General features: G+C 57.8%; 9 protein-coding genes, 1 pseudogene and 1 riboswitch. All 10 genes and pseudogenes read right to left on the bottom strand.

The window, feature by feature from the left end; all coding sequences use genetic code 11:
* Positions 1-6: 6 nt before the first annotated feature.
* The 10 genes and pseudogenes from BG52_RS13610 to BG52_RS16700 all read right to left on the bottom strand — a co-directional run bounded on the left by BG52_RS13610 (position 7) and on the right by BG52_RS16700 (position 8,881).
* Complete coding sequence (locus BG52_RS13610) at positions 7-786, bottom strand: ABC transporter permease (protein ID WP_036585400.1); 780 nt, start codon at positions 784-786, stop codon at positions 7-9.
* Between the two features lie 10 nt (positions 787-796).
* Positions 797-964: pseudogene (locus BG52_RS13615) on the bottom strand (thiamine-binding protein); the annotation flags it as partial.
* Between the two features lie 40 nt (positions 965-1,004).
* Positions 1,005-2,102: an ABC transporter substrate-binding protein gene (locus BG52_RS13620; protein ID WP_036585394.1), complete on the bottom strand. Its 1,098-nt coding sequence runs from the start codon at positions 2,100-2,102 to the stop codon at positions 1,005-1,007.
* 121 nt (positions 2,103-2,223) lie between these two features.
* A riboswitch (TPP riboswitch) is annotated at positions 2,224-2,337 on the bottom strand.
* A gap of 160 nt (positions 2,338-2,497) precedes the next feature.
* Positions 2,498-3,157, bottom strand: coding sequence for a phosphate signaling complex protein PhoU (gene phoU, locus BG52_RS13625; RefSeq protein WP_036585391.1), 660 nt, complete (start codon positions 3,155-3,157; stop codon positions 2,498-2,500).
* A gap of 25 nt (positions 3,158-3,182) precedes the next feature.
* Entirely contained in the window at positions 3,183-3,938 is a 756-nt protein-coding gene (gene pstB / locus BG52_RS13630; RefSeq protein ID WP_036585388.1) for a phosphate ABC transporter ATP-binding protein PstB, read from the bottom strand.
* A gap of 29 nt (positions 3,939-3,967) precedes the next feature.
* Positions 3,968-4,726, bottom strand: coding sequence for a phosphate ABC transporter ATP-binding protein PstB (pstB, locus tag BG52_RS13635; RefSeq protein ID WP_036585385.1), 759 nt, complete (start codon positions 4,724-4,726; stop codon positions 3,968-3,970).
* Between the two features lie 12 nt (positions 4,727-4,738).
* Complete coding sequence (gene pstA, locus BG52_RS13640) at positions 4,739-5,626, bottom strand: phosphate ABC transporter permease PstA (protein WP_036585382.1); 888 nt, start codon at positions 5,624-5,626, stop codon at positions 4,739-4,741.
* A complete protein-coding gene (gene pstC, locus BG52_RS13645; protein ID WP_036585379.1) occupies positions 5,623-6,525 on the bottom strand; it encodes a phosphate ABC transporter permease subunit PstC in 903 nt (300 codons plus the stop codon). Before pstC ends, pstA begins: the two co-directional genes overlap by 4 nt.
* Positions 6,526-6,612: 87 nt before the next feature.
* Positions 6,613-7,548: a phosphate ABC transporter substrate-binding protein gene (locus BG52_RS13650; protein WP_036585376.1), complete on the bottom strand. Its 936-nt coding sequence runs from the start codon at positions 7,546-7,548 to the stop codon at positions 6,613-6,615.
* A gap of 178 nt (positions 7,549-7,726) precedes the next feature.
* Positions 7,727-8,881 carry a methyl-accepting chemotaxis protein gene (locus tag BG52_RS16700; RefSeq protein ID WP_317628395.1) on the bottom strand — a complete coding sequence of 385 codons (1,155 nt, stop codon included), beginning with the start codon at positions 8,879-8,881 and terminating at the stop codon, positions 7,727-7,729.
* Positions 8,882-8,958 lie beyond the last annotated feature (77 nt).

The raw sequence follows: 8,958 nt of genomic DNA on the forward strand, positions 1-8,958 counted from the left end.
CAGGCTTCATTCGGCCTTGCCCCCTTCCCGCTTAGGCTGCCAGCGTACGAAAGGACGCTCCGCCAGCACGACGATAACGAACAGCAGCAGACTGAACAGCACCACGATCGCCGTTCCGGCAAAAACGCGCGCCGTCTCGAACCCGTTCGCCGCAAGCTTCATGTAATAGCCGAGCCCGTCCCTCGCGCCCAGCCACTCGGCGACGATCGCCGACGTCACGCTGTAGGCGGCCGCGATCCGCAGGCCCGCGAACAGAAACGGCACCGCGCCCGGCAGCTCCAGCTTCGTAAATACGGTCCATTTGCCGGCCCCGATCATCGCCAGGTAGTTGTGCAGCTTCGGATCGCCCTGCCGCAGCCCTGTCATCATCGACAGCGTCACCGGAAAGAAACAGACGAGCAGGATAAGGACGATTTTGGGCAGCTCCCCGAAGCCGAGCCAAATAACGAGCAGCGGACCGAGCACGATGACCGGTATGTTCTGCGATAGAACGAGCATCGGCGACAAGGCCCGGCGCGCGCCGGGAACCAGATGCAGCAGCATCGCCAGCAGCACGCCCGCCAGCGCTCCGAGTACAAGACCGAGCAGCGTTCGCGCGCCCGTGGCCAGCGTATGCGACCAGAGCCTCTCCCGGACATCGGCCTGAAGCGCCTCCCGGACGACCTCGACCGGCCCCGGCAGCCGGTAAGCCGGGATGTCCCACCAGACGACGGCGCCCTGCCATAAGGCCAGGAAAACGGCAATGACCGCCAGAGGCGGCCATCCTTTGCGTATGCTATTGTCCATCGGGATACTTCTCCAGCAGCCGGTCCATGTCGCCCTCCATCGTCGTCTCGAGCGGCGCGACCCGGTATGGCAGCCCCGTCGCCTTGATGATGTCGATCACGCGGTCGACGTACGGAATGACGCTCTCTCCGTTCGGCGTGTGCGGTATAATTTGAATGCTGAGCAGCGCGTTGGCCATCGTTCCCCGTCCTTTCTCTCCTGCCGGCTTCAGTCAGCCGTTATTGCGGCAAAAAGTCGTTCGTAAACGCCTTTTGCGGATCGAATTCGCCTTCAAGCAGCTTATGCTCGGTCATCCAATCCGCATAATTCGTCCACACCTCAAGCTTCTGCTCGCCCCAGCGGGCCGCGTCGTCCCGGTATTTCGGAGCAAGCCATTTCTGGCTGGCCTTGACGAGCTCCTTGTTCAAATCCGGCACCGCCGCGATCAGTACATCGGCCGCTTCCTCCGGGTTGTCGATCGCGAAGTTATAGCCCTCCGCCGCGCCCTCCACGAACGCACGCACGATATCCGGCTTGTCCGCGATCATCTTCTCGCTGGTCGCGAGCACCGGCGTGTAGTAGTCCAGCTTGTCGCTGTAGTCGGTCAAATAAACCATGTTGATCGGCTCGCCGCGCAGCTCGGCCTCCACGCCTGTCCAGGCATAATAAATCCAGGCAAAATCGATATCCCGCTTCACCGAGGTGAAGAAGTCCGTCGCGCCCGTGCTGACGATCTTAACCTTTTTGACGTCGGCGCCTTCGGATTGCATGATCGACCCAATGACGGCCTCTTCGACCGGCGAGCCCCAGCCGCCGTATTTCTTGCCTTCGAAATCTTTCGGCGTCTTGATATTTTTGTCGACAGGCGAAGCGAAGCCCGACGTGTTATGCTGAATCACGGCGGCGAGCGATACGACCGGCACCTGCTGGGTGCGCGCCATCGTCAGCTGCTCCTGGTAGCTGACGCCGAATTCGGCGTCGCCGGAAGCGATCAGCTGCTCGACGGTCCCTTCGACCGGCTGTACGATCTCGACGTCGAGACCGCGCTCGCGCCAGAAGCCTTTGTCGCGGGCCACGTACAATCCCGTATGATTCGTGTTCGGCGTCCAGTCGAGCATCACCTTCACCTTCGTGAGTTCCCCCGTCCCGCCTTCCGTACCCGCAGCGTCCTTCGTTCCGTTCGTTTCCGCCGCAGCGCCGCCATTGCCGGCGTTTTTGTCTGCCGCGCCGTTATCTGCCCCGCCGTTATTGCCGCCGCTTCCGCAGCCCGCCAAAGCCAGCATAATCGCCAGCACGGCGACGCTCCATTGCCAGCCTGTCCGTACGTTATTCTTCATAGTAAAGTCCCTCTCTCTCTTGTCCCACCCTCATTTCGACAACAAAAAAACGCCCCTGATCCCAAGGCGTCTACTCGCGCGATAACCGTCGTCCTCCGCGATTCGCCAACGAAACGTGCGGCAAGGCTCGGCTTTACCGTTCCTACGCTGGCATTATCCAGATCAGGTATTAGGGTCGGTATCGTGTGACGGGATACCCTCTCAGCCGGCCTGCCCAGCTCCCCCGGTGCTTATTCGATTGTCGTTAAGCCCTATTATAGCAAAACTGCAGCAAAAATCTACATTCATCTCCATTTTGCGGCATGTGAGCATAAACGAACAAACCGTCCTACCCGGGCTCGGGTAAGGACGGCTCATTCGGGCTGCGAAGCGGCAGCCGGACAATCGCGGTGCCGTTACGCATTCAAATCCGGCCGCGAGCCGGTAACCAGGTAGACGACGCTCTCCCCGATGTTTGTCGCATGGTCGCCGATCCGCTCGATATACCGCCCGACAAACATCAGCTGCATCACCTGATTCGACGATTTCGGGTCCTGCAGCATAAGCGAGAACATTTCGTGCAGAATCTGATTGTACAAGGTGTCGACAGCGTCGTCGTCCTTGGACATTTTATAGGCAAGATCCACATTCTCATGAATGAAAGACTGGATCGATTCGTACGTCATCGTCTGCACGGTTTCCGCCATGCGCGGCAGGTCAATCAAAGGCTTGATCAGTTGCTGGCCTTCGAGCCGCGGCACCACCTTCGCGATGTCAACCGCCAAATCCGCCATCCGCTCCAGATCGCTTGCAATTTTGAAAGCCGCAAGGATCCGGCGCAAATCTTTCGCAACAGGCTGCTGCGTCGCGATCAACCGGGAACCGATGTCCGTGATCTGGCCTTCCAGCCGATTGATTTCCACATCGTCCTGAATGATCTTTTTCGCCATATCCACATCAATCTTTTGCAGCGCATCCATCGCGCCGGCAAGCGCATGCTCGACGCGTGTCCCCATCTCTACGAGCTGCTCCTTCAAGGCGTTCAGATGCTGGTCAAACTCCGTTCTTCTCGTCATTGTCTTCCATCCCCTCGTTCACTAATTATCCGAAGCGTCCGCTGATGTAATCCTCGGTGCGGCTGTCGACCGGGTTGGAGAACAGCTTCTCCGTCTCCGCGTACTCGATGACCTCGCCGTTCAGAAAAAACACGGTCTGATTGGACACCCGGGCTGCCTGGTGCATGTTATGCGTAACCATGACGATCGTATAACGCTTCTTCAGTTCCTGCGCAAGCTCTTCAATCTTCAGCGTTGAAATCGGGTCGAGCGCGGACGTCGATTCGTCCATCAGCAGCACGTCAGGTTCGACCGCCAGTGCGCGGGCGATGCAAAGCCGCTGCTGCTGCCCCCCCGAGATGCCGAGCGCCGAGCGCTTCAAATGATCCTTCACTTCGTCCCAAAGCACGGCGGCGCGCAAGCTGGATTCAACGATTTCGTCCAGCCGCTGCTTGTCGGCAATACCGTGAAGCCGCGGGCCGTAAGCCACATTATCGTAAATCGACTTCGGAAAAGGATTCGGCTGCTGAAATACCATGCCGACTTTTTTGCGAAGCGTCTCGACATCGACGTCGGAGGAGTAGATATCCTTGCCCGACACTTTAATGGAGCCTTCGATCCGCGTTCCCGGAATCATATCGTTCATCCGGTTGAGCGTCCGCAGCAGCGTCGACTTGCCGCAGCCGGAAGGTCCGATGAAAGCGGTGATCGCCTTCTCCGGGATGTCGAGCGACACCTTTTTCAACGCTTGAAAATCGCCGTAATACAAATCCAATTGATCGATATCGATAAGTGCCTGCATGCCGTCTCCTCCGATTTCCATGCCGTCGTTTATCCGAACCGGCCCGTAATGTAATCGCTCGTCGAAATTTTTTGCGGATTGGTGAAAATCTTGTCGGTATCATCGTACTCCTCGACCTCGCCCAGCATGAAAAACGCCGTCTTCTGCGAGATGCGGGCTGCCTGGTACATGTTGTGGGTAACGATTACGATGCAGTAGTCCTGCTTCAGCTCGGCAATCAGCTCTTCAATCTTGGCGGTCGAGACCGGGTCAAGAGCCGATGCCGGCTCGTCCATCAGAATAATACTCGGCTTTACCGCGATCGAGCGCGCGATGCACAGCCGCTGCTGCTGGCCGCCGGACAGCGCGAGCGCTGAATTGTGCAGCCGGTCCTTCGTTTCCTCCCATAACGCCGCCCTGCGGAGCGACTGCTCCACGATCTCGTCCAGCTTCTTCTTGTCGCGGATGCCGTGATAGCGCGGACCAAACGCGATGTTCTCGTAGATTGATTTATGAAAAGGATTCGGGCGCTGCCATACCATGCCGATCTTCTGGCGCAGCAGCACGACGTCCGTTTGGGGACTGTTGATGTTCTCGCCGCCGATCCAGATATCGCCGGTCACCCGCGCACCGGGGATCAGATCGTTCATCCGGTTCAGGCTGCGCAGAAACGTCGATTTGCCGCAGCCGGAAGGGCCGATCAGCGCCGTCACCTGCCGGTCCGCGAAATCGAGGGAAACATTTTTGACGGCCGCTTTCTCGCCATAATGGACGGATAATTTATGAGCCGACAAGCCGATGTCTTGCATGCTGCAGACCTCCTATTTGGTAGCGGTGAACTTTCGGTGCACGTAACGTCCGAACCACCGGGCGATCATATTGAACAGAAGCACGGTGATGATCAGCACGGCGGATGCGCCGGCCGCGATCTCCGGTGCGTCGGGCGCCAGCCCCTCGGAATTAATTTTCCAGATATGAACCGCCAGCGTCTCCGCCGGACGGAACGGATTGAGCGGCGAGAACGGACTCAGCGGATTCCAATCCGAGAAGTCGAGCCGCGGCGAGCTCATGCCGGCGGTGAACAGCAGCGCCGCCGCTTCGCCGAAGACGCGGCCCGCAGCCAGAATCGTGCCGGTCAGAATGACCGGAATGGCGATCGGCAGCATGATCGAACGAATCGTCTTCCACTTCGACAGACCAAGCGCGAGCCCCGCTTCCTTCTGCTCCCGGGGAACGCTTTTCAATCCTTGCTCCGTAATCCGAACCATCAGAGGCAGGTTAAACACGGTGAGCGCCAAAGCGCCGGAGAACAGGGAGAATCCAAATCCGAACAGGTTGACGATCACCAGCAGACCGAACAGGCCGACAACGATCGAAGGAAACGACGAGAGCACCTCCACGACCAGCCGGATGAAATCGGTCCCCCGCCCTGGCTTCGCGTATTCGCTCATATAAATGCCGGCGCCCAGGCCAAGCGGAATCGTGATGATCATCGTCAGCACGAGCAGGAACAGCGAGTTGAACAGCTGCGGGCCGATTCCGCCGCCGGCCCGAATCGTCTCGGGCGGGGAGGTCAGAAAGTCGAAGCTGATATGGCCGACCCCGCGGATCAGAATATAACCGAGCAAGCCAGCGAGAATCAGAATGATAATAGCTGCGATCGTGACGATCAGTGCCGTGGCGATTTTATCTGCTGTCTTCGCGTTCACAGCTTCGACCTCCTCTCCAGCATACGTACGATGAAAACGAATACGAACGTCATAATCATCAGAAGCAGCGCCAACGACCACAGGGCGTTATTTTGTATCGACCCCATTACAGTGTTCCCCATGCTAAGCGTAATGGCGCTGGTCAGCGTTGACGTCGACTCGAACAGCGACCGGGGAATGTGCGGCGAGTTGCCGATAACCATCTGAACGGCCAGCGCCTCACCGAACGCGCGCGCGATTCCGAGGACAATGCCTGTCAGCAGAGCGGGCATCGTCGTCGGCAGCACGATCCGGTAAATCGTCTGCCACCGCGTTGCGCCGAGGGCGTACGAGCCCTCCTTGAGTCCGGCCGGCAGGGAAGCGAGCGCGTCGGTCGCGATCGTCGTGATCGTCGGAAGAATCATAATCGACAGCACGACGGCCCCTGCTGCAATCCCGATCCCCTGACCGGGGAAAATGTCGCGGAACAGCGGCACGATCACGCTCAGTCCAACGAAACCGTAAACGACCGACGGGATGCCGGCCAGCAGCTCGATGACCGGCTGCATGATCTTCCTCCCGAATTTAGGCATGATCTGGGTCATGAAGACGGCCGCACAGAAGCCGAGCGGCGCGGCGATGACGGCCGCGAGAATCGACGTGGAAAAAGAACCGATCAGAAACGGCAGCGCTCCGAACAGCGGCGGCTCGCTGTCCGGGCTCCATTTTAACCCGGTCAAAAACCCGGCCAGGTTCACTTTGTTGATGATGAACGTACTGAGGCCCTTGGACGCGACAAAATAGACCATCGAAAAAATGGTCAGCAAAAGAAATAATATACACAGGAACGTGTAAACGCGCCCCACCCATTCTTCCCTTAGGTGCGGCTTCGGTTGTTGCTTTCCGACCGACTGCGCCATGGCTCTCTCCCTTTACAACAGCCAACAAGAGGCAGATGGCTCCGCCCCTTGTCCGCCGATATGATGAGTTGATGAATGAACTTGATGTTATTTCGAGATGTTGCCCTCAACGTCGCGCTTCACTTGCATTTTGCTGACCGGGATATAGCCCATGTCAACGACGTCGCCGTTTTGAACTTCATCGCTCAGCATATAATCCAGAAAAGCTTTGGTTGCGGCGTCAGGCTCACCTTTTGTGTACATGTGCTCATAAGCCCATACCGGATACGTGCCGTTCGCCACAGTCTCTTCGCTCGCTTCGACGCCTTCGTACTTCAATACCTTAACTTTATCGTCCAAGTAAGCAAAACCCAAGTAGCCGATTGCGCCCGGCGTTTCGCCGACAAGCTTTTTAACCGTACCGGACGAATCCTCTTGAATCGATCCCTTTACGTCTGCAACCTTCTCACCGAGTGCATATTTTTCGAATGTGGCCCGCGTGCCGGAGCTGGCAGGGCGATTGACGATGGTGATATTCTGATCGTTCCCGCCGACTTCTTTCCAGTTGGCGATTTTGCCGGAGAAAATATCGATCAGCTGCTGCTTGGTCAAGTTATCGACATTAACTTCCGGATTGACGACCGTTGCGATTCCGACGACCGCTACCTGATGATCAACCAAACCCTTCGCCTGGTCCGCCTCGAGCTTCTCTTCCGCGAATACGTCGGAGTTGCCGATATTCGCCTGTCCTTGCGAGACTTGCGCCAAGCCAGTGCCGCTGCCTCCGCCTTGGACTTGAATCGTTACACCGGAGTTCTGCTCCATGAATCTCTTGGAGGCCTGATCAACGAGCGGCTGAAGAGCGGTTGAGCCCGTGGCCAGAATGGAACCCGACAGCCCGGCATCCGCCGATCCGCCCCCGTTGCCCGCATTCGTGCCGTTAGTCGTTCCATTTGCGCCGCTGCCCGCGTTGTTTTTACCTCCGCAAGCCGCCAGCGTGAAAGTCAGAACGAGCGCGATGATCAACATCAGTGTCTTTTTCATTACCTTTGTTTTCCCCTTCCCGATCCTCTATATGTTTTTGTGTACAAACTCATTCTAGAGCCGTGCGGTTAATGCGGTGTTTTCCGAATGTTAACGCAGTGTAAAACTTTTCGCCCTTTTTGACGAATTGTTTTCACGAACCGACAGGTATAACTACTTTTCTTCCTATGATCGCAAATTATGCATGGACGCCGACCGATTGCATATCCGTTCTCAACCGGCCAATCTCGTCCTTGACTTGCTCCGCGCGTTCAAATGCCTTCGCCGACGAAACGCCGATTTCCTTTGCGCTGGTCCGGTTATCGGCCGCGGCATGGAAGAGCTGCTCGAACACCGTCTCGGCGCGGACTACGGACGCCTCGCTGCGGGCCGCGTCCTCGCGGCCCGCCCGTACGAGCTCGCCGGTTGTGGATACCGCATCGAGAATGGCGCTTACCGTACTCGTAATCTCTTCGGCCGACCGCTTCGTTTGCGAGGCAAGCTTGCGGATTTCATCGGCCACGACGGCAAACCCGCGTCCATGCTCGCCCGCTCTCGCCGCTTCAATGGTCGCGTTAACAGCCAACAGGCTGCACTGGTCGGCCAGCTCGCGGATCAGCCCGGACACTTGACTGACACCATTCGCCCGCTTTTGGAGCTCGGCCATCTGCGACTCCTGCCTGCTCGTGCGTTCGGCAAGACCGGAGAACGCCAGACCGACGCCATTCAGCTCGTTTTTTCCTTTTAACGTCAGGTCGACCATCGCCTCGGACATCGCTTCGCCTCGGGCGCCCGAATCGCGAACAGCGGCAACCGCCTCATTGATTTCCTTCATCATGCGCTCCGCGCCGAGAATCGTTCGGACCTGCGATGCGGTCGCTTCCTTCTGCAGTTGCCGGGAAATCCCGAACAAATCCGCAACCGACAGCACCCCCGCAAGCTTGCCGCAGTCGGTCACCACGACACAATCGTAGAACGACTCGCCGTCCCGTCCGAGCGCCCGGTCGAGCAACTCATGCGGCTGCACCGATTCGTCTACAACGAACGGGTGCGGATCCATCAATCGGTCTACCGGCTTTTCATAATAAAGGGCGGTGCCGAACCGCGTGCTTAAATTCCGAAAAAAACGGTCCCGCATGACGAGCCCGGCAGGCACCTGCCCCTCGCTGCATACAACCAAACATTCGGCGTCCGCATGAACCTCGAACAATTTGGCCGTGTGCTCGCAGGAATCGGACGGATGAACGGTTACAGCCGTTCGAACGGCTGCCGAAATCAACGGCGAACGAAGGACGGCGCGCTTCTCGGCTTCCGGTACGGACACAGGGCTTGACTGTTCGAATAAATTGGCCATCGGCATGCTGCCCTTCCCCTTTCTGCAAGCTGGTGTCTTTTGTCAAAATTCAGTAGCGTTGCATAAATACTGACATG

It is taken from the genome of Paenibacillus darwinianus (assembly GCF_000598065.1).
In the GTDB taxonomy this organism is placed as follows: Bacteria; Bacillota; Bacilli; order Paenibacillales; family Paenibacillaceae; genus Paenibacillus_I; species Paenibacillus_I darwinianus.